Origin of the sequence: Peribacillus frigoritolerans (assembly GCF_001636405.1) — a bacterium.
GTDB lineage: Bacteria > Bacillota > Bacilli > Bacillales > DSM-1321 > Peribacillus > Peribacillus frigoritolerans.
In genome coordinates, this window is the sequence record NZ_KV440950.1 from 5,253,369 (window position 1) to 5,276,074 (window position 22,706).

Here is a 22,706-nt window from a genome sequence, read left to right on the forward strand (position 1 = left end):
GATTAACATTTTGTTTTTTCTCGTTCGTATTCAAAAATTTCAGTCGGATAATTTCCGGTGAAACAAGCTAGGCATGAACCGCGCGTTTCTCCAGGAAACGGTCGTCCAATTGCTTCGACCATACCTTCGACACTTAAAAAAGTTAAGGAATCAGCTTCAATGATTTCCCTTATTTCCTCCACCGATTTTGAGCTTGCAATCAGTTCTTCCTTTTTAGACGTGTCTATGCCATAAAAACATGGATTCTTGATCGGTGGTGAGCTGATTACTACATGCACTTCTTTCGCTCCGGCATCTTTTAACATGCGGACAATCCTTCTGCTCGTTGTCCCACGGACGATTGAATCATCAACCATTATGACCCGCTTGCCTTCCACTACCCCTCTTACAGGTGATAGTTTCATCTTTACGCCTTGTTCACGCAGACTTTGTGATGGCTGAATGAAAGTCCGTCCAACATAACGATTCTTTATTAAGCCCATTTCATAAGGAATGCCTGCAGCTTCAGCATAGCCAATCGCTGCCGAGATGCTGGAATCAGGTACACCTGTAACTACGTCTGCTTCAATTTTGGTTTCGAGTGCCATTTGCTTACCAAGGTTTTTCCGTGCTGTATGAACATTGATACCATCAATGTTGCTATCCGGACGGGAAAAATACACGTACTCCATCGTGCACATTGCCTGTTGGCTGGAAAGCGAAAAGTATTCGGATGTGATTCCCTCATCATTAATGACAACGAGTTCACCTGGCTCAATATCCCGGATGAATTCTGCACCTACAATATCAAGTGCACATGTTTCAGATGCAGCGAAATATGCATCGCCTATTTTCCCCAATGAAAGTGGACGGAAGCCATGCGGATCTCTTGCCATGATCATTTGGGTTTCGGTCATGATGACAAAGGCATAGGCTCCCTTTAGCATACTTAAACTGTTCTTCACGGACTCTCTTACATCCGAGTAGCCGGAGCGTTTAATCAGATGTGCCAGAACTTCCGTATCAGAGGTCGTTTGAAAAATGCTTCCTTGTCCTTCAAGCTGTGCTTTTAATTGATGGGCATTGACGATATTCCCATTATGGGCAAGGGCCAGCCCTCCTGTATGCGAATTGAACAGGAAAGGCTGAACATTTTGATACCCGCCGCCGCCTGCCGTTGTATAACGGACATGGCCGATTGCCGCTTTACCGCTACCGGAAAGTGCCTGCATTTTTTCCGCAGTGAATATCTCTGTGACAAGTCCTTCGCCCTTAGAGATGGACATCTGCTCACCATCCGTCACGACGATGCCCGCTCCCTCTTGACCACGATGTTGCAAGCTATGCAAACCGTAGTAAGCAAGCTGTGCTGCATCGGGATGTCCCCAAACTCCAACAACACCACACTCTTCGTTTAGGCTTCTTATTTCAGCAAGCATGGTATGGCTCCCTTCCAAGCTGTTTGTAAATCTTCAACGTCCGCTTCCAATACTTTGCTATCACTTGTTGCCACGACTAATTTATTATCAGCGGTTACTGAGCCTATGCAAATCGCATCTTCAACCAGTGCTTCAAATGCCGTTTGGTTTTCAGGACTGATGGACAGTAGGAATCGTGATTGCGTTTCACTGAATAATTCAGATACCGGTTCACCGGATATATTCACTTTAGCCCCAAGTTTACTAGCTGAGAATAAAGATTCAGCTAAAGCCACTGCCAAACCGCCTTCCGAAAGGTCATGGGCAGATGCAACAAGTCCTTTTTGGATTGCAGTCAGAATTTGCTGCTGACGTTTTTGTTCAAGGTCCAAATCAAGTTCTGGAGCGCGTCCAAAGATTTTACCCTCGAGCATTTTCTGTAATTCACTGCCACCGAATTCCACTTTCGCTTCACCGACCACGTAAATCAAATCGGATTCATTTTTAAATGTTTGTGTTGTGATGTGCTTAAGGTCATTGACTAGACCAACCATTCCAACTACAGGCGTCGGATAAATCGCTTCACCATTCGTTTCATTATAAAGGGAAACATTTCCTCCGATTACAGGAGTACTTAAGCTTCTGCAAGCTTCACTCATACCGTCTGCCGCTTTTTCCAGTTGCCAGAATATTTCTGGTTTTTCTGGATTCCCAAAATTCAAGCAATCCGTAATCGCTAAAGGTTCCGCACCCGAGCAAATGATGTTACGTGCTGCTTCAGCCACAGCGATTTTGCCGCCTGTTTCAGGATCTAAATAAATAAAGCGGGAGTTACAATCCGTCGTCATGGCAAGGGCTTTATTCGTACCACGTACACGCACTACCGCTGCATCCGATCCAGGTGAGACGACTGTATTCGTGCGGACCATGTAATCATACTGGTCGTAGACCCATTCCTTACTCGAAATTGTTGGTTGTTTCAATAGTGATACCAATGTTTCTTTATAATCTTCAATGACTGGCACTTCTGCCGTCATGCTTTGGAAGTCACGGAAATATTGCGGCTCTGCAGATGGCTTGTGATAAATAGGAGCTTCTTCAGCCAATGCATCAACCGGAACCTCAGCAACGATTTCACCTTGATGGGAAAGGGTTAGGTTTTTATCATCCGTTACTTCACCAACAGCAACCGCTTCTAGGTCATATTTCGTAAACAAGTCGACGATTTCCTGTTCGCGTCCTTTAGTGACAACGATCAGCATCCGCTCTTGTGATTCAGAAAGCATCATTTCATATGCTGTCATTCCCGTTTCACGCTGCGGTACCAAATCCAGGTTCATTTTTATTCCTGAGCCAGCTTTACTCGCCATCTCGGCAGATGAGCTTGTAAGACCTGCTGCTCCCATATCCTGAATGCCAACAAGGGCATCATTTTGAATCAATTCAAGGCATGCCTCCAAAAGCAGTTTCTCCATGAATGGATCGCCTACTTGTACGGCAGGCCGTTTCTCTTCCGAAGACTCTGATAGCTCTTCAGATGCAAATGTTGCTCCATGAATGCCATCACGTCCAGTTTTGGCACCCACATACATCACTGTGTTGCCCACTCCATGCGCTTGGCCCTTTTTAATGTCCTTATGATCGATCAAACCGACACACATTGCATTGACAAGAGGATTTCCTTCATACGATGGATCAAATTGAATTTCTCCGCCGACAGTTGGAATTCCGATACAATTCCCGTATCCTGCAATCCCTGCAACCACTTCTTTAAATAAATATTTCACGCGATCATTGTCTAGCTCACCGAAGCGAAGTGAGTTCAACATCGCGATCGGACGTGCTCCCATGGAGAAAACATCACGGATAATTCCGCCGACACCGGTAGCAGCACCTTGATAAGGCTCTATTGCCGAAGGGTGGTTATGACTTTCAATTTTAAAAACGACAGCCTGATCGTCACCGATATCAACGATACCTGCTCCTTCACCAGGACCTTGTAGCACTTTCTCCCCTGTAATCGGGAATTTCCTTAAGATGGGTTTTGAATTTTTGTAGGAACAATGCTCTGACCACATAACCGAAAACAAACCAGTTTCCGTATAATTCGGCAGTCTGCCTAAGATTTTCTCCACCATTGCAAATTCATCATCGGATAGTCCCATTGTTGCGTACAATCGATCCGATTTAATTTTTTCCGGACTTGGTTCAAGCTGTAATAACATGTGATTCCCTCCAGTTTTTTACGATGGATTGAAAAATCTTTAAGCCGTCTTTACTGCCAAGCAGCGAATCAACAGCACGTTCGGGATGAGGCATCATTCCGAGGACATTTCCTTGTTCATTTGTAATTCCCGCTATTTGCTCCAAGCTTCCGTTTGGATTTTCACCATCATACGTGAACAAGATGCGGTTATTTTGTTTTAATTCAGCCAATGTTTCATCATCGCAGTAGTAATTCCCTTCACCATGTGCCACAGGGATCGTAATCGTTTCATTTAATTCATATCCTGTCGTGAACATCGATTGGTTATTTTCCACCTTCAGTCCTACATTGCGGCAAATGAATTTCAAGCCTTCATTACGGCGCATCGCTCCAGGTAAAAGTCCTGCTTCAAGTAAAATCTGAAAACCATTGCAGACACCCAAGACAGGCTTTCCTGCTTGTGCCGCTTTTACGACTTCAGCCATTACATTCGAAAAGCGTGCAATTGCTCCAGAGCGTAAATAGTCTCCATAAGAGAAACCTCCAGGAAGGAGAATCCCATCATACTGATCTAGATTGTCTGTAGAGTGCCAAACATACTCCACTTCTTCCCCCAGTGCATCCTTTATCGCATGGTACATATCGACATCACAATTGGAGCCAGGGAAAACTATGACAGCAAATTTCATTGGGTGATAACCTCCTCAACATCATAACGGTAAGCTTCAATTACCGTATTGGCCAATAGTTTTTCACACATTTCCTTCACAAGTTGATCTAAATCACGATCCGTATCCTTAATTGTAAGTTCAATGTATTTCCCCACTCGAACATCACTGACTTCGTTATATGTCAAGCTATGAAGTGATTGTTGCACTGCTGCTCCCTGTGGATCTAATACACTTTCGCGTAGTGTGATATATACCTTAACCTTATACATGTTGAGTGCCCTCCAACTTTGCTAGTATTTTTTCGTAAGCATCTGTTAAACTTCCTAAATCACGGCGAAATACATCTTTGTCTAATTTTTCGTTCGTGTTAATATCCCATAATCGGCAGGTATCAGGTGAAATTTCATCTGCCAGCAGAATGTCTCCATTCGGGGTTTTGCCGAACTCTAATTTAAAATCAATCAATTTAATGTCCAACTCTTTAAAGAAAGACGTTAAGACGATACTGATTTCTTGTGCCTTTTCTTTTAAAATCGCTACATCTTCCTTGCTTGCAAGTTCCAATTCTTCAATATGGTCTTCCGTTAACAGAGGATCGCCGAGCTCGTCGTCTTTATAGTAAAACTCAATCAGCGTTTTCTTGAGCGGCTGGCCTTCTTCAATGCCAGTCCTTTTAGAAAAACTGCCGGCAGCCGTATTTCTGACAACGACTTCTAGCGGAATGATGGATACCCTTTTGACTAGCTGCTCCCGTTCGGAAAGCATTTCAATAAAATGGGACGGGATATTCTCTTGGGCAAGCTTTGAAAATAGTAAGCTAGTAATTTGATTATTCAACTTACCTTTTCCTGCAATCTCTGACTTCTTCTCACCATTGAATGCCGTTGCCGAATCCTTGTATTCCACCCATACTATTTCACTGTTGTCCGTTGCAAAAATCTGTTTCGCTTTTCCTTCATACAACAATTCTCGTTTTTCCATCTGTCCAGACCCCCACATTGTGAATATTACGAATCTTCCTGCCATTGATCAGGCTTGGCAAACATATCACCATTAAAGGTGCCATGTTTGCCGCCTTCACTTTTATAAACCTAAACGATCAAAGATTACATCAACATTTTTCAGGTGATGTGTAGGATCGAAACAATCATCAAGTTCTTCTTTCGTAAGCAAGCTTGTGATTTTATCATCCTTTTCGATCAAGCTTCTGAATGGAACCTGAAGCTCCCATGCCTCCATCGCCTTAGGCTGAACCGTATCATAAGCTTCTTCACGGACAAGTCCTTTATCGATAAGGGATAGAAGCACACGTTGTGAGAAAATCAATCCCAGCGTACGGTCCATATTGCGTTTCATATTTTCTGGATAAACGGTCAAGTTCTTCACTATGTTGCTGAAACGGTTCAGCATATAGTTTAATGCGATCGTTGCATCCGGCAAGATGATGCGCTCAGCAGAAGAATGCGAAATGTCACGCTCATGCCATAATGGCACATTCTCATATGCTGTCATCATGTAACCGCGGATTACACGAGCCATACCCGTCATATTTTCAGAACCGATTGGATTCCGTTTATGAGGCATTGCAGAAGATCCTTTTTGTCCTTTTGCAAAGAATTCTTCCACTTCGCGTGTTTCACTTTTTTGCAAGCCGCGAATTTCCACTGCAAACTTTTCAATAGATGTCGCAATTAAAGCCAATGTACTCATATAATGTGCATGGCGATCGCGTTGCAATGTTTGTGTTGAGATTGGCGCTGCTTCAAGGCCAAGCTTTTCACAAACGAATTTTTCAACGAACGGGTCGATGTTTGCGTAAGTTCCGACAGCCCCAGAGATTTTTCCAACCTCTATGTTCTTTCTTGCTTCTTCAAAACGTTCGACATTGCGTTTCATTTCTTGATACCAAAGTGCCAGTTTCAACCCAAATGTGGTCGGTTCCGCATGAACTCCATGTGTACGTCCCATTTGAACCGTGTATTTATGTTCCTTCGCTTTGTTTTTCAGGATCTCCACGAAGTTATTTAAATCCTTGGCAAGGATCTCATTCGCCTGCTTTATCACATATGAAAGAGCTGTATCCACCACATCAGTGGAAGTCAGTCCGTAATGGACCCATTTCCGTTCTTCACCCAACGTTTCGGAAACCGCACGTGTAAAAGCAACAACATCATGGCGTGTATCTTTTTCGATTTCATTGATACGGTCGACATTGAATGTAGCATTTTCGCGAAGAAGCTTCACATCTTCTTTTGGAATGACACCTAGCTCTGACCATGCTTCACAAGCTAAGATTTCAACTTCCAACCACGCATTAAAGCGGTTCTTTTCTGTCCAAATGTTTCCCATCTCTGGGCGGGTATAACGTTCAATCATTTTACTTCCTCCGTTTCAACCTGTTGATTCCATATTTTGCTTCGATCACTTTCCAAAAGAGCTTCCTCAATCGTTGGACGTAAAATATTCACATGACCCATTTTCCGCTTAAGCTTGGCTTCTTTCTTACCGTAAAGGTGAACCTTCCAATCTGAAAGCGTCGGAATTTCTTCCATCAAGGGTTCGATATGCTCACCAAGGATGTTTATCATTACCACAGGCTTCAATAACGCCGTATTTCCGAGAGGCCAATTGCAGACAGCCCTTATATGCTGTTCAAACTGTGAAGTCTCACATGCCTCCATTGTATAATGGCCTGAGTTATGTGGTCTTGGCGCTAATTCATTAATGATGATATCATCCTGGGCGGTTAAAAACATCTCGACTGCCAATGTCCCCACCAAATCAAGTTTCTCTGCAAGCTGCAAAGCTTCATCAATAGCTTTCCGTTCAGCTTGGATACTGATACGGGCCGGAACAATGCTTTTATGAAGAATGTTTTCAATATGAATGTTTTCAATATGAATGTTTTCCGCAATCGGAAAATGACTTGTCTCGCCATCAGCCTTACGCGTCACGATGATGGATATTTCTTTCACGAAAGGAATCCAGGCTTCCAGCACACATATACCTGTTTTGAGCAGGGATTCAGCCTTTTTGATATCGGCTTCTTCCTTAATGACCAACTGCCCTTTTCCATCATAACCGCCCCGCGTCGTTTTTAACACACTAGGGTACCCTAATTTCTCTATATGAAGGTAAATTTCTGAAATATCCTGTATTTCCTGATATGGAGCAACGGAAGCTCCTGCATCGGATATGGCTTTTTTTTCTGTCAATCTATCCTGTGTCAACTTTAATAATTCTGAGCCCTGTGGAAGAAATGCATGTTGCTTTAACCAATCCAAGGCTTCCGAACTGATATTTTCAAACTCGTATGTTATGACATCACTGACGTCAGCTAACCTTTTCAATGCTTCGATATCATCATAAGCACCGATGATTTCAATATCCGCCACTTGAGCACATGGGCCTTCTGCAGTCGGCTCAAGGACCGCTATCTTAAAGCCCGATGCCTTAGCTGACAAGGCCATCATCCTGCCTAATTGCCCACCGCCGATAATTCCAATGGTCTGTCCCGGTAATATGATTGTATTATTTAAGTTGTTCACTGCTCTGTAACACCTTTTCTCTGGTTTCGTCTCGTAAAGCCACTAGCCTATCAGCAATGTCAGAATCAAAAGCCGCTAACATTTGAGCCGCTAACAAACCGGCATTGACTGCGCCGGCTTTTCCAATCGCAACCGTTGCAACCGGTACACCACCAGGCATTTGTACAATCGATAATAACGAATCCATCCCATTTAATGCCTTCGACTGTATTGGCACGCCAATCACAGGGACAATCGTTTTAGCGGCGGTCATACCTGGTAGATGTGCAGCCCCGCCTGCTCCGGCAATAATCACTTTAATATCTCTATCTTTTGCACTCTCTGCATATTCAAATAATAAATCCGGCGTCCGGTGGGCGGAAACGACTCTTTTTTCATAGGGGATCTCAAGCTGTTCCAATGATTCACAAGCGTACTTCATCGTTTCCCAATCCGAGACACTACCCATAATAACCCCAACTTGCGGTTTCATATCATCTTTCCCTCCAACACTCATATTATGGCGTCCCGAGTATGCAGACAGACGCTTATCATTTATCTATAACATTATAAATTAAAAAAACCGGACAGGTTGCTTCCTCATAGAGAAAGCAACCTGTCCGGAAAAGAAAGCCCTTTTGGAAATACAAAAAGACTTGGCTAGTTTCCGAAATAGTCAGATGCTTTTCTCATAGTCCGATGATTTACGGTCATCAGGTAGAAACTTTTGGGCCATATCCCCATGATTATATGAGATGTATTAATGTAACTTCATCTTACCTTCCGGCCATTTTAATGTCAAGTTAAAATCGAATATTTTTACATGATATTAATTAATCGTTCGTGTTTTACTCAATTAGCTTTGCTTCGAATACAATTTTTCGATTAACTGGCACATAATGGACTTTGCCATTCTCAATTCTCTCGGCAAAGATAGGCTCTTCTGTTCGCCTTACGGGAAAGTAACCTGCCGCTTTAATTCGATCTAAACATGCATCGATCGTCTCTCCCTCGATAACTTCAAACTTTTCCTTACTCTTTTTACTCACAATACCGATCCCTTCATGGTTCTATATTTTTCTGCCTTCTTTCTTACCCATCCAACTTGCATATTATCAATTAAATTCTTCCTAGTATAATGAAAAGAATAAGTAAAGACAAGAATGCACGTAAATAAAATCGATTACTTTATAATGGTAATTCCATAATACCTCAGAATATGATACCCCTTGTCTTCCGTAAAAACATCAACACTCATATACTGTACATCTCCTTCAATATCCCGCCCTTCTCCCCCCCTGAATTACAATCGCTTGATTCATGAAATTCCCTCTGCTCCATGATCGGTACATATTCGTATCTTGCTCCCATGAATTATTTCAATTCAAATTTAGACCGAATAAATAAGCCAGCTGTTGGAATTAATTAGCCTGTAGTTTGATTTATCTGTTAGTTCACGTCACTCCTCCCTGAAACTGAAAAATATCGCAATACAAAAAAAGACCAGCCGGATGGCTGATCTTTTCAAATGGCTTGGCGGCGTCCTACTCTCACAGGGGGAAACCCCCAACTACCATCGGCGCTGAAGAGCTTAACTGCCGTGTTCGGAATGGGAACGGGTGTGACCTCTTCGCTATCGCCACCAAACATAAAAGGAACGTTGTTCCTTCAAAACTAGATAATAAGAAGGTATTTCATTTTTTAAAAAGCGTTGGTTAAGTCCTCGATCTATTAGTATCAGTCAGCTCCACATGTCACCATGCTTCCACCTCTGACCTATCAACCTGATCATCTTTCAGGGATCTTACTAGCTTGCGCCATGGGAAATCTCATCTTGAGGGGGGCTTCATGCTTAGATGCTTTCAGCACTTATCCCGTCCGCACGTAGCTACCCAGCTATGCCTTTGGCAAGACAACTGGTACACCAGCGGTGCGTCCATCCCGGTCCTCTCGTACTAAGGACAGCTCCTCTCAAATTTCCTGCGCCCGCGACGGATAGGGACCGAACTGTCTCACGACGTTCTGAACCCAGCTCGCGTACCGCTTTAATGGGCGAACAGCCCAACCCTTGGGACCGACTACAGCCCCAGGATGCGATGAGCCGACATCGAGGTGCCAAACCTCCCCGTCGATGTGGACTCTTGGGGGAGATAAGCCTGTTATCCCCGGGGTAGCTTTTATCCGTTGAGCGATGGCCCTTCCATGCGGAACCACCGGATCACTAAGCCCGACTTTCGTCCCTGCTCGACTTGTAGGTCTCGCAGTCAAGCTCCCTTGTGCCTTTACACTCTACGAATGATTTCCAACCATTCTGAGGGAACCTTTGGGCGCCTCCGTTACTCTTTAGGAGGCGACCGCCCCAGTCAAACTGCCCACCTGACACTGTCTCCCACCCCGATAAGGGGCGCGGGTTAGAATTTCAATACAGCCAGGGTAGTATCCCACCAACGCCTCCACCGAAGCTGGCGCTCCGGCTTCTCAGGCTCCTACCTATCCTGTACAAGCTGTACCAAAATTCAATATCAGGCTGCAGTAAAGCTCCACGGGGTCTTTCCGTCCTGTCGCGGGTAACCTGCATCTTCACAGGTACTATAATTTCACCGAGTCTCTCGTTGAGACAGTGCCCAGATCGTTACACCTTTCGTGCGGGTCGGAACTTACCCGACAAGGAATTTCGCTACCTTAGGACCGTTATAGTTACGGCCGCCGTTTACTGGGGCTTCGGTTCAAAGCTTCGCTTGCGCTAACCTCTCCCCTTAACCTTCCAGCACCGGGCAGGTGTCAGCCCCTATACTTCGCCTTGCGGCTTCGCAGAGACCTGTGTTTTTGCTAAACAGTCGCCTGGGCCTATTCACTGCGGCTTTTCTGGGCTATTCACCCTAAAAAGCACCCCTTCTCCCGAAGTTACGGGGTCATTTTGCCGAGTTCCTTAACGAGAGTTCTCTCGCACACCTTAGGATTCTCTCCTCGCCTACCTGTGTCGGTTTGCGGTACGGGCACCTTACATCTCACTAGAGGCTTTTCTTGGCAGCGTGGAATCAGGAACTTCGGTACTATATTTCCCTCGCCATCACAGCTCCGCCTTAATGGAAACGGGATTTGCCTCGTTTCCGGCCTAACTGCTTGGACGCGCATATCCAACAGCGCGCTTACCCTATCCTTCTGCGTCCCCCCATCGTTCAAACGATGTATAGGTGGTACAGGAATATCAACCTGTTGTCCATCGCCTACGCCTTTCGGCCTCGGCTTAGGTCCCGACTAACCCTGAGCGGACGAGCCTTCCTCAGGAAACCTTAGGCATTCGGTGGAAGGGATTCTCACCCTTCTTTCGCTACTCATACCGGCATTCTCACTTCTAAGCGCTCCACCAGTCCTTCCGGTCTGACTTCAACGCCCTTAGAACGCTCTCCTACCATCGACACCATACGGTGTCAATCCACAGCTTCGGTGATACGTTTAGCCCCGGTACATTTTCGGCGCGGAGTCACTCGACCAGTGAGCTATTACGCACTCTTTAAATGGTGGCTGCTTCTAAGCCAACATCCTGGTTGTCTAAGCAACTCCACATCCTTTTCCACTTAACGTATACTTTGGGACCTTAGCTGGTGGTCTGGGCTGTTTCCCTTTCGACTACGGATCTTATCACTCGCAGTCTGACTCCCAAGAATAAGTATTTGGCATTCGGAGTTTGACTGAATTCGGTAACCCGTTGGGGGCCCCTAGTCCAATCAGTGCTCTACCTCCAATACTCTCATCTTGAGGCTAGCCCTAAAGCTATTTCGGAGAGAACCAGCTATCTCCAGGTTCGATTGGAATTTCTCCGCTACCCACACCTCATCCCCGCACTTTTCAACGTGCGTGGGTTCGGGCCTCCATTCAGTGTTACCTGAACTTCACCCTGGACATGGGTAGATCACCTGGTTTCGGGTCTACGACCTCATACTCATTCGCCCTATTCAGACTCGCTTTCGCTGCGGCTCCGTCTCATCAACTTAACCTCGCATGAAATCGTAACTCGCCGGTTCATTCTACAAAAGGCACGCCATTACCCATTAACGGGCTTTGACTACTTGTAGGCACACGGTTTCAGGATCTATTTCACTCCCCTTCCGGGGTGCTTTTCACCTTTCCCTCACGGTACTGGTTCACTATCGGTCACTAGGGAGTATTTAGCCTTGGGAGATGGTCCTCCCTGCTTCCGACGGGATTTCTCGTGTCCCGCCGTACTCAGGATCCACTCAGGAGGGAACGAAGTTTCAACTACAGGGTTTTTACCTTCTTCGACGGACCTTTCCAGGTCGCTTCATTTACCCCGTTCCTTTGTAACTCCATGTTGAGTGTCCTACAACCCCAAGAGGCAAGCCTCTTGGTTTGGGCTAATTCCGTTTCGCTCGCCGCTACTCAGGAAATCGCGTTTGCTTTCTCTTCCTCCGGGTACTTAGATGTTTCAGTTCCCCGGGTCTGCCTTCAGTACCCTATGTATTCAGGTAAAGATACTGTTCCATTACGAACAGTGGGTTTCCCCATTCGGAAATCTCCGGATCAAAGCTTACTTACAGCTCCCCGAAGCATATCGGTGTTAGTCCCGTCCTTCATCGGCTCCTAGTGCCAAGGCATCCACCGTGCGCCCTTTCTAACTTAACCGTTAAAAAAGATCTTACAGATGCTTTGAAAAAAATTAATTGCCTTCTATCTATTATCTAGTTTTCAAGGAACAAAGCAGAAAGAATCCATCACATCGTGATGTTCGTCTTTCCTATTTGAATGAATTACTCATTCAAAACTGAACAAAACAAAAGCGCTCTCGTAATTATCCTTAGAAAGGAGGTGATCCAGCCGCACCTTCCGATACGGCTACCTTGTTACGACTTCACCCCAATCATCTGTCCCACCTTAGGCGGCTGGCTCCATGAAGGTTACCTCACCGACTTCGGGTGTTACAAACTCTCGTGGTGTGACGGGCGGTGTGTACAAGGCCCGGGAACGTATTCACCGCGGCATGCTGATCCGCGATTACTAGCGATTCCGGCTTCATGCAGGCGAGTTGCAGCCTGCAATCCGAACTGAGAATGGCTTTATGGGATTCGCTTACCTTCGCAGGTTTGCAGCCCTTTGTACCATCCATTGTAGCACGTGTGTAGCCCAGGTCATAAGGGGCATGATGATTTGACGTCATCCCCACCTTCCTCCGGTTTGTCACCGGCAGTCACCTTAGAGTGCCCAACTGAATGCTGGCAACTAAGATCAAGGGTTGCGCTCGTTGCGGGACTTAACCCAACATCTCACGACACGAGCTGACGACAACCATGCACCACCTGTCACTCTGTCCCCCGAAGGGGAAAGCCCTATCTCTAGGGTTGTCAGAGGATGTCAAGACCTGGTAAGGTTCTTCGCGTTGCTTCGAATTAAACCACATGCTCCACCGCTTGTGCGGGCCCCCGTCAATTCCTTTGAGTTTCAGCCTTGCGGCCGTACTCCCCAGGCGGAGTGCTTAATGCGTTAGCTGCAGCACTAAAGGGCGGAAACCCTCTAACACTTAGCACTCATCGTTTACGGCGTGGACTACCAGGGTATCTAATCCTGTTTGCTCCCCACGCTTTCGCGCCTCAGTGTCAGTTACAGACCAGAAAGTCGCCTTCGCCACTGGTGTTCCTCCAAATCTCTACGCATTTCACCGCTACACTTGGAATTCCACTTTCCTCTTCTGCACTCAAGTTCCCCAGTTTCCAATGACCCTCCACGGTTGAGCCGTGGGCTTTCACATCAGACTTAAGGAACCACCTGCGCGCGCTTTACGCCCAATAATTCCGGACAACGCTTGCCACCTACGTATTACCGCGGCTGCTGGCACGTAGTTAGCCGTGGCTTTCTGGTTAGGTACCGTCAAGGTACCAGCAGTTACTCTGGTACTTGTTCTTCCCTAACAACAGAACTTTACGACCCGAAGGCCTTCTTCGTTCACGCGGCGTTGCTCCGTCAGACTTTCGTCCATTGCGGAAGATTCCCTACTGCTGCCTCCCGTAGGAGTCTGGGCCGTGTCTCAGTCCCAGTGTGGCCGATCACCCTCTCAGGTCGGCTACGCATCGTCGCCTTGGTGAGCCATTACCTCACCAACTAGCTAATGCGCCGCGGGCCCATCTATAAGTGACAGCGTAAACCGTCTTTCCATCTTCTCTCATGCGAGAAAAGAACGTATCCGGTATTAGCTCCGGTTTCCCGAAGTTATCCCAGTCTTATAGGCAGGTTGCCCACGTGTTACTCACCCGTCCGCCGCTAATCTCTGGGAGCAAGCTCCCATCGATTCGCTCGACTTGCATGTATTAGGCACGCCGCCAGCGTTCGTCCTGAGCCAGGATCAAACTCTCCGAAGAAATGTTTGACTTGCTCATTTGCTTTTTTGATAGTGTGTGCTCACTTAAAATTTAACGTTGGCGCTTTGTTTTGTTCAGTTTTCAAAGAGCAATTTCCACAATCATTCTTTCGAACGGCTGTTTACTCATCATAACACCTTATTGATTAGTTGTCAACTTCTACGAAGTTTTTAACTTATTTTAAATCGCTGTGTTTTTCAGCGACCATTTCATCTTATCACTTTCATAGTAAGAAGTCAATAGTTATTATTTCTTTCAGCAATCAGCCAAAAGCGATGATGTTTTTGCGTTTGTCTTAGTTGGTGCTTATTTATATTAATCCTTTCCCACCATTAAGTCAACCCATTTCATACATTTTCTTTTCAAATGAATTAATCACTTATATGAAGGAATAAATGTGCCTGTCACACCTTGTCTTCCTCTTAAAATATATAAACCAGGAAAATCATTTATCCCAACCATATGAACTACCGCTTCTCCTTCAACTAAGAAATGCCTTTGGCAAAATCCAAAAACCCGTGATAGGTTATGGCAATAACAATTTAAATAGATGAGGAAACGAATAATTAGTTGCATCAATCGAATACTGAAAACGAATTGCTCCTTCCGGGTAGAGTTATTAAACATTAAACCGCTAAAACACAGGGTTCCATTGTCCAAATATTAAAAAACTTTTTTACAATTTTACTTACTTATACTATAATAAATATATTTTAAAAATTTCAGAAGAGACTTTTAATCATTATAAAAAATAGTTGGGAGAGGGATTTATAAATGATTAATAAAAACACATCTTTGAGGATGCAAAGTATCGTTTTTATTGGCTTTATGGGGGTAGGAAAGACGACGATCGGACAGAAGGTAGCCAGGAAATTATATAGGGACTTTATTGATATAGATCAAGAAATTGAAAAGGAATTCAATATGCCCACTACGGAAATCTTCAAGAAGTTTGGGGAAAAAGCTTTTCGCGAAAAAGAAAAAAGTGTGATTGAAAGCCTTAGTCAACAACAATTGAAAATCATTTCAGTTGGAGGCGGGGCCTTTTTACAAGAGGATATACGGAATATCTGTTTAACCAACTGCATCGTCTTTTACCTGGACTTATCTTGGGAATACTGGAAAGAGAGAATAGGCTTGCTTATTGATAGTAGACCTGTTTTACAAAGCCGGTCCCTTGAGGAAATCGAAGAACTCTTTTACACGAGACAGGAAATATACTCCTATCATCATTCAAAAGTGAATACCAATGATCTAGATGTTGATGAAGTGGCAGACTTTATAGTCGATTCATTGAAAGTGGCCTGGGATATTTATGAACCGCTTAAGTAAGGCAAACCTTTTTGATATGTAATCCATGTTCCCAATAAAAGAATAATAGAAAAGATGAAAAGGGCACAGCGGTACCTAACCTCCTGTGAACTAATCACCTTTTTATTTTTCTTTTTTAGGAAGACTCTCTAATAATCAGTTCTGGATTCAATATGATTCGCTGTTGTTCCCGTTCTATTTTCTCCATTTGCTGATACAAGAGATTCGCTGCCTCTTTCCCAATACGTCTAGGGAATGAGGAAATGGTCGTTAGCGGAGGATGATAGATTTCTGCGACTGGAACGTTATCGAACCCAACGATATCTATATCTTTTCCAGGAGTAATTCCTTTCATCATTAACCCTTGCATAACACCAAAGGCAATTAAGTCGCTAAAGCAAAAAATTGCGGTAGGCGGATTAGGATTCTCAAGTACTTTCAAAACAGCCTCAAGCCCCCCCTCCCGTGTAGGGGCACTATCTATCACCAACGATTCATCCACTTCCAATCCCGCTCTTGAAAGAGCTTCACGGTATCCCTCCATTCTCTCAATCCAAGTAGAAGACTCCTTAATGCCACCAAGGAGCGCAATTCTTTTATGCCCCTTTCCAAGGAGATGATCAACGGCGATCCTGGCTCCTTCTGGATAGTCTATGCCTACATAGTCGCTATTCACTCCAGGCAGTTCCCTGACAGCAAGCACCATCGGCGTATCAATTTCATTTAACCGTTCAATTGTATCTTGTGAGCTTTCAGAGACAGGACAAAGAATCAGGCCACCCACCCTGTGTTCCATCATGGTTGAAAGGAGATGATCTTGCTTGGCAACCGAGTCAAATGTAGTCCCCAGCAACACTGTATACCCGACCTCATCCAATGCATCGTGAACACCTATCAGGAATTCAGAAAAAAAGGTATTTGATATGTCGGTAATAATGATTCCTACAGTATCAGAACTCTGCGACCTTAGGTTTGCTGCAATTCTATCGTAAACATAACCCAATTCATGCATGGATTTTAGCACCTTTTTTCGCGTCGCTTCCGATATTCGAGGGTTATTGCGAACGATAAGGGAAGCAGTGGATGTAGATACCCCAGCATGTTTTGCTACCTGTTGCAGCGTGACCCGCCCTTTTTTGGATTGTTTCATAGTTCAATCACCATCTTGAATGTATTTTTGATGTACTTATTATTATCATGTTCTTACTATAATAATAATATAGTTACTGTCATTATTACACCTTTGCTTTTGGAACATGGGAATCTCAACGATCATTAATCACGCCAAAACATCTATATCCACTATTCATTAGTCAAAAAAAACGCCATCCTAGTTCCGGAAGATGGAGTTTTAAGTAAATCCTTCAATATTTTCAGCCATGGTTAAATATGGTCTGGCGCTGTATCAATTTCTTATACCGGTAATATACAAAAGCTGCAGCCAGGATTCCTATAGTAGCAATAAAGCAATCAAAAAGAAATATATGCGATATATCCCCACTCTTAGCGATCAAGCCCGTTGCAATTGGTAAAATGACGCTCGCCAAACTGGATGCCGTCGCAACGATCCCTGTTACAGTTCCCTTTTTTCTCCAGAAAAGTTCAGTCATTATTGCAATGGTTAATTGAAAGATCCCAGCTGTCGAGGCTCCAAGGAAAAAGGAGCTAATACTTAAGACAATAGGTGAATGAATCGTTAGTATGATGATTACCGTAAGTAAAGTAATCATTGGATAAAGCAATATCACCGTCACGGGCTTAATCCATTTGTTTAATAAGATGGATAATAGCAGGACGGAAATAAGTGACCCCACACTATAATAGCTCAATAATTTAATTGCACTTGAAGATTGCATCCCTGCGACTTCCTGGCCGAAACTCGGTAACCAGATTTGCGAAACTGTAAATAACGCAGTTGATGTAAACCCAATTATGATTAGTGCGACTCCTTCGCTCCAAAATTTAGGTTCCGTTATGAACCTGTGACTATGCAAATCCTCTTCTTTACTGACAGCTTCGGATTTGCTTGGAAATGAAGCGGACATCACCAAAAACATATTCATGAAATAGATGACAGCCGGTACTAAAAATGCAAACCCGTAAAATAATTGGTTCGTAGTAAGAAACAAGATGATGAATGGCAGGATTGTAGCACCGAGCGAACCAAAAGCCTTAACCATAACACTCGCGGAACCAGCAGATTCAGGAAACATTTCAGTTAGCGCCGGATATGTACCTGCATCCATGGCTGAGTTGGAAATTCCCGCAAGTAAGGCAAATACAAAGGCCATTTCATATGTGGGGGAAAATGGAATCCCAATTAAAAAAACGCCCATTATAACCGAAGAGACCATGATTAATGGTTTTCTTCCAAATTTATCTGATAATACTCCCGAGAGCCCATACGTGAGTAATCTGCCTATTCCTATTGCTGCAATAAGATAACTAATGCCAGTAGAGTCCGTATCCCATTGTTCTGTTAAAGAGGGCATGTTTGAGGCGAGAATTATATTAACCATCCCCAGCAGAAAATAGTTAATATACATGCCAGATGCCGCTTTAAAATACTGATTTTTCATTATTACACCCCTATAATAAATCACGTTGTGTTACTCCCATATAACACCTTAATGCACAATGTAATTACATTAAAGTCTCCCCTTTATGTTATCCATTTACATGAAAACCACTTTTCAAAAAAAAACGCTAAGAAAAACAAGGGACTTCACTCCCTGAATTTCTTAGCTCCGAGGTTTGGTGCACCCAATTTTTTTTAATCATTTAATAAATGATGCACATCGAGTATGAAAAAAACCTCTATTTGGAGAACAATCTCCAGAGTGGAATCATTTTATTCTGCAAACAATTGCTCTTTGATGAAATCAACAGGCATTTGTTGACCTGTCCATAATTCAAAAGCTAGTGCACCTTGCCAAAGCATCATCCCAAGACCATTAATAGCGGTAGCACCTACAGCTTCAGCTTGTTCCATTAGTTTAGATTTTCGTGGGATGTACACAACATCGGTTACGATTAAATCAGGACGCAGCATTGATTCGTCTTGAATGACACTTAAGCCTTCAAGTGGTTTCATGCCAACGCCGGTTCCATTTGCCAAAATATCACTAGTTGCGATTTCAGCCTTTAATTGTTCAACATTTTCAAGAGGGTATACATTGGCTTTCACATTTAAATGCTTCATATCCTCATTGATGATTCGCACATTCTCTTCTGCTTGCGGGAAGAATGCATCATCACGAGCAAAAATGCTGATTTCCGCCACCCCTTCCAGCGCAGATTGAATGGCAATTGGGGTAGCAGCCCCACCAGAACCGATAAGAGTCATTTTCTTGCCTTTAATATCAATACCATGTTCTTTTAGGTTCCGGGTATATCCCATTCCATCAGTGCTGTGCCCTACGAACTTTCCATCGACATTGACAACTGTATTAACGGCTCCTGAAAATTTAGCACTGTCCGCCAATTCATCAAGATATGGAAGGATCTTCATTTTATTAGGCATGGATACGTTAAATCCTTTTACATTTAATGCACGCATCCCTTTGACTGCATCTTCCAGCTCTTCATTTCCAACCTCAAATGCTAAATAGGCGCAATTCAAGCCTAATTTATCGAAAGCTAAATTATGCATGGCAGGTGATAATGAATGTCCGATAGGTGTTGCCAGCAATCCTACTAATTCTGTTTTCCCATTAATTCGTCCTAGATTTTCCATGTTCTATTCCCCCTGATTTTTTAAACTTTATATAAATTCCTTCTTGAAGGAATTATGAATTAAATATTTTGATCAATGATTTCCAATACATTTCTTAATTGATTAACAGGAATTTGTCCTGGTGCAGATGCTTCTTTTCCGGCACCGAATGTACAAGCAGATCCAAACACCGCACCTGATAATCTACTGACCAGGCCTGTACCCGACATTGACATCGTAATGAATGGGCGATCGGCATACTTTGTTTTCATCGTGTAAGTTGCATCTAATAATACGAGTAAGTCACCTACTGTTTGGGGCATTACAGCGATTTTGGGAATATGGGCGCCAAATTCCTGCATCTTACGCAATCGGTAAATGATTTCTTCTTTTGCTGGTGTCTTATCGAAATCATGGTTACACATCACTACGTATACCCCATTTTCCTCAGCTACCCTCACAGTCTCCTTCACTGATGATTCCTCAAAAAACAACTCCACATCGACAAGATCAATATTCTTCGTTTTAATTGCTGTATGAAGAAGTTCGAAATAATAATCATCGCTGATTTCCTTGTTTCCGCCTTCTTTATGGCTTCTAAAAGTGAAAAGCAGCAAAGTACTAGGAACAGCACTTCTAAGTTTTGAAATCATATCCGAAACGGCTTCTAAGCTTTCGACTTGTTCAAAGACATCTACTCGCCATTCAATGATATCCGGCCGTAGCACATTTACCGTTTCAACTTCTTTAAGCAGTTCTTCTTCCGTTTTCCCCATTAGTGGAACGATGATTTTTGGAACCCCTTCTCCGATCGTTACGTCTTTGATCGTGATTGTTTGCATGATGTTTCCCCCTTTTATCAATATCATCAGTAGGGTTCATGCCCCACTGATGTTCGGTTAGACCGTTTAATTGGAAACTTTAATTACCTTCTTGTATCGATAGGCAACGAAAACGGCCAACAAAATACTAATTGCCGCAATTGCCACATCAAACAAGAAGACCGCAGTTAACCCAGCATTCTTGGAAATGATACCTGTAATGAAAGGTATGATGATAAAGGCTGAACTACCTGCAATGTTTACATATGAAGTGATCGTACCTTTATTAGCAGGGAAGAATTCTGTGATTATTGTCATTGCTAATTGGAATACCCCTGCAGTTGAAAGCCCTATGAAGAAAGCGCTCAAAACGGTTATAAATGGTTGCTGGATGTAGATGAGTGACAATAAAGATAATGCTGCAATGACCGGATAGATAATCATGACGGTAATGGGCTTAATTACTTTATTCAATAGAACAGCTAGTAAAATGACAGAAACAAGGGAACCAATACTATAGTAACTAAGCAATTGAACAGCCTTAGCTTGGGTTAGCCCCAATACATCTTGTCCGAAGTTCGGAAGCCAGACTTGAACCAACATGAATAAAGCAGTTGATGTGAAGCCTAATAGTATGACGGCCAAACCTTCCTGAGCAAACTTCGGTTTTGAGAGGAATTGCTGTTGAACCGGCACAGCTTTTTCATCATTCCGAGTTTGGCTTTGGGCTTTATGATCCGGGAATGAAACCTTAAGCAGGAAAAACCCATTAACAAGATATACAGCAGCCATCAAGAAGAATGTATACCCGTAAAACATATCTCTAGCTATAAAGAACGCCATGATAAATGGAAGAAGTGCGGCACCGATTGAAACGAATGCTTTTACTAATACGGTAGCGGAACCAGCTTTCTTTTGAAAAGCCTCAATAAGTGCTGGATACGTACCTGCATCCAAAAATGAATTGGCAATACCAGCACATACAGCAAATATAAATGCCAATGTATAGTTAGGAGCCAAAGGTATCCCTATAAGGAAGATCAGGTAGATAAAAGATGCTGAAACAACAAATGGTTTCCTTCCTAATTTATCCGACAGTCTACCGGCGAAAAACAAAGAAACTAACTTACCGATTCCTATGGCTGAGACCAAGTAACTTATCCCTGATGCACTTGTATTTAATTGATTTGACAAATTTTCCATATTTGATCCAATGATAATATTGATCATGCCTAAAATAAAATAGCTAATATATAAACCTGCGGCCATTTTTATAAATGGATTTTTCATGAAACACACCCCTATTTAAAAAGTTATCGAAATGCAATTGGATTCTTAAGCCTTTCAGATGTTGCCCCCTTGCCCATACCATAATTTCAAGAAAAATAATTACGTACTAAATAAAACAATAAACATCATAAATTAACCGGCTAAGTTAGTACATCGTTCTACCAACTTAGCATTACTAGTATATCGTTCTACTAATCGTACTTGTTGTTAGTATATCGTTCTACTAAATTCAAGCGATTAGAAAAGTATTGAAAAAACATTTATGTTACCGTAAATTAGTTAAATTTATTTAGTATATCGTTCTACTGGATTATTATACTGCGCTAATTTAGTTGTGTCAAACTCGTGAAGCAGTCCTTAATGACCATAGAGCAAATCCTCATACTCATTATTTTTAAATTCCGAAGGTCTCATTTCGAATCTTATTTACCTTAAAAAGTTCAGCCCTGCCTTGTATTTGTTAGTTTTCATACAAGTTGGAAGAATACCTTTTATTTGCAGAGGCACCAATTATTTTATCCTTTATGAGGGCTTCCTTCTATTTTGATATTCCCCACATTTTTAGTTACCAGTTTCTGAATTAATTTCTTTTTAGCTAAAATATATGTACTGCTGTTTATTTATATCAATTATCCAGTTATTTGCAATCAATTTTAATAACCCATTTTTTAAGCAGGTAGTACTAATATCTCGCTTATATCCTAAGTTACGGATAGTCGAAACGGTTTAAATTTAAAAGGATGAACAATTTTCGATTTCAGCCCCTTTCAATGGTGATGTAACAGCTTCTATATATAACAGGGCTCCATAATTTGTTCTTAACGCAAAAAAAGACCAGCCGGATGGCTGATCTTTTCAAATGGCTTGGCGGCGTCCTACTCTCACAGGGGGAAACCCCCAACTACCATTGGCGCTGAAGAGCTTAACTGCCGTGTTCGGAATGGGAACGGGTGTGACCTCTTCGCTATCGCCACCAAACATAAAAGGAACGTTGTTCCTTCAAAACTAGATAATAAGAAGGTATTTCATTTTTTTAAAAAGCGTTGGTTAAGTCCTCGATCTATTAGTATCAGTCAGCTCCACATGTCACCATGCTTCCACCTCTGACCTATCAACCTGATCATCTTTCAGGGATCTTACTAGCTTGCGCCATGGGAAATCTCATCTTGAGGGGGGCTTCATGCTTAGATGCTTTCAGCACTTATCCCGTCCGCACGTAGCTACCCAGCTATGCCTTTGGCAAGACAACTGGTACACCAGCGGTGCGTCCATCCCGGTCCTCTCGTACTAAGGACAGCTCCTCTCAAATTTCCTGCGCCCGCGACGGATAGGGACCGAACTGTCTCACGACGTTCTGAACCCAGCTCGCGTACCGCTTTAATGGGCGAACAGCCCAA

At 43.3% G+C, this 22,706-nt stretch carries 15 protein-coding genes, 4 rRNA genes and 1 riboswitch; of the genes, 1 reads left to right on the plus strand and 18 read right to left on the minus strand.

The features are described from left to right. Positions 1-2 precede the first annotated feature (2 nt). From purF to A6755_RS24875, 12 genes are all read right to left on the minus strand, one after another. Entirely contained in the window at positions 3-1,418 is a 1,416-nt protein-coding gene (purF, locus tag A6755_RS24820) for an amidophosphoribosyltransferase (RefSeq protein WP_034306114.1), read from the minus strand. Continuing rightward, positions 1,403-3,622, minus strand: a complete 2,220-nt coding sequence (purL, locus tag A6755_RS24825; protein ID WP_063592292.1) for a phosphoribosylformylglycinamidine synthase subunit PurL — start codon at positions 3,620-3,622, stop codon at positions 1,403-1,405. Before purL ends, purF begins: the two co-directional genes overlap by 16 nt. Continuing rightward, positions 3,606-4,292: a phosphoribosylformylglycinamidine synthase subunit PurQ gene (purQ, locus tag A6755_RS24830; RefSeq protein ID WP_048680628.1), complete on the minus strand. Its 687-nt coding sequence runs from the start codon at positions 4,290-4,292 to the stop codon at positions 3,606-3,608. Before purQ ends, purL begins: the two co-directional genes overlap by 17 nt. Next, the gene (gene purS, locus A6755_RS24835; protein ID WP_034306118.1) at positions 4,289-4,543 is read right to left on the minus strand and encodes a phosphoribosylformylglycinamidine synthase subunit PurS; all 255 of its coding nucleotides are present in this window, start codon (positions 4,541-4,543) and stop codon (positions 4,289-4,291) included. The genes purQ and purS overlap by 4 nt, the downstream gene beginning before the upstream one ends. Then, the gene (purC, locus tag A6755_RS24840; protein WP_048680630.1) at positions 4,536-5,255 is read right to left on the minus strand and encodes a phosphoribosylaminoimidazolesuccinocarboxamide synthase; all 720 of its coding nucleotides are present in this window, start codon (positions 5,253-5,255) and stop codon (positions 4,536-4,538) included. Before purC ends, purS begins: the two co-directional genes overlap by 8 nt. A gap of 102 nt (positions 5,256-5,357) precedes the next feature. Then, positions 5,358-6,650, minus strand: coding sequence for an adenylosuccinate lyase (purB, locus tag A6755_RS24845; RefSeq protein ID WP_063592293.1), 1,293 nt, complete (start codon positions 6,648-6,650; stop codon positions 5,358-5,360). After that, positions 6,647-7,822 (minus strand): 5-(carboxyamino)imidazole ribonucleotide synthase, encoded by a 1,176-nt coding sequence (gene purK, locus A6755_RS24850; RefSeq protein WP_063592294.1) that lies wholly within the window; start codon positions 7,820-7,822, stop codon positions 6,647-6,649. The genes purB and purK overlap by 4 nt, the downstream gene beginning before the upstream one ends. Further along, positions 7,806-8,294, minus strand: coding sequence for a 5-(carboxyamino)imidazole ribonucleotide mutase (gene purE, locus A6755_RS24855; RefSeq protein WP_063592295.1), 489 nt, complete (start codon positions 8,292-8,294; stop codon positions 7,806-7,808). The genes purK and purE overlap by 17 nt, the downstream gene beginning before the upstream one ends. A gap of 179 nt (positions 8,295-8,473) precedes the next feature. Beyond that, a riboswitch (purine riboswitch) is annotated at positions 8,474-8,575 on the minus strand. Between the two features lie 74 nt (positions 8,576-8,649). Further along, entirely contained in the window at positions 8,650-8,850 is a 201-nt protein-coding gene (locus A6755_RS24860; RefSeq protein WP_034306130.1) for an NETI motif-containing protein, read from the minus strand. 482 nt (positions 8,851-9,332) lie between these two features. Beyond that, positions 9,333-9,448: ribosomal RNA gene (gene rrf, locus A6755_RS24865) — 5S ribosomal RNA — on the minus strand. Between the two features lie 64 nt (positions 9,449-9,512). Next, positions 9,513-12,445 (minus strand): 23S ribosomal RNA (locus A6755_RS24870). A 176-nt stretch (positions 12,446-12,621) separates the two neighbouring features. Further along, a 16S ribosomal RNA gene (locus A6755_RS24875) occupies positions 12,622-14,172 on the minus strand. The 16S, 23S and 5S rRNA genes sit together here, the layout of an rRNA operon. A 774-nt stretch (positions 14,173-14,946) precedes the next feature. Here A6755_RS24875 and A6755_RS24880 point away from each other — a divergent pair. Then, positions 14,947-15,504 (plus strand): shikimate kinase, encoded by a 558-nt coding sequence (locus tag A6755_RS24880; RefSeq protein ID WP_057277282.1) that lies wholly within the window; start codon positions 14,947-14,949, stop codon positions 15,502-15,504. Positions 15,505-15,619: 115 nt separating this feature from the next. On the opposite strand, the gene A6755_RS24885 is transcribed toward A6755_RS24880, so the two are convergent. The 6 genes from A6755_RS24885 to rrf (A6755_RS24910) all read right to left on the minus strand — a co-directional run bounded on the left by A6755_RS24885 (position 15,620) and on the right by rrf (A6755_RS24910) (position 22,287). Next, positions 15,620-16,633: a LacI family DNA-binding transcriptional regulator gene (locus A6755_RS24885; protein WP_063577530.1), complete on the minus strand. Its 1,014-nt coding sequence runs from the start codon at positions 16,631-16,633 to the stop codon at positions 15,620-15,622. Positions 16,634-16,856: 223 nt separating this feature from the next. Then, complete coding sequence (locus tag A6755_RS24890) at positions 16,857-18,062, minus strand: MFS transporter (protein WP_063592296.1); 1,206 nt, start codon at positions 18,060-18,062, stop codon at positions 16,857-16,859. A gap of 272 nt (positions 18,063-18,334) precedes the next feature. Beyond that, the gene (locus A6755_RS24895) at positions 18,335-19,219 is read right to left on the minus strand and encodes a shikimate dehydrogenase (protein WP_034306141.1); all 885 of its coding nucleotides are present in this window, start codon (positions 19,217-19,219) and stop codon (positions 18,335-18,337) included. A gap of 59 nt (positions 19,220-19,278) precedes the next feature. Further along, positions 19,279-20,040 carry a type I 3-dehydroquinate dehydratase gene (aroD, locus tag A6755_RS24900; RefSeq protein ID WP_063592297.1) on the minus strand — a complete coding sequence of 254 codons (762 nt, stop codon included), beginning with the start codon at positions 20,038-20,040 and terminating at the stop codon, positions 19,279-19,281. A 66-nt stretch (positions 20,041-20,106) separates the two neighbouring features. Continuing rightward, the gene (locus A6755_RS24905; RefSeq protein ID WP_063592298.1) at positions 20,107-21,309 is read right to left on the minus strand and encodes an MFS transporter; all 1,203 of its coding nucleotides are present in this window, start codon (positions 21,307-21,309) and stop codon (positions 20,107-20,109) included. Positions 21,310-22,171: 862 nt separating this feature from the next. Beyond that, a 5S ribosomal RNA gene (gene rrf, locus A6755_RS24910) occupies positions 22,172-22,287 on the minus strand. Positions 22,288-22,706: the final 419 nt, after the last annotated feature.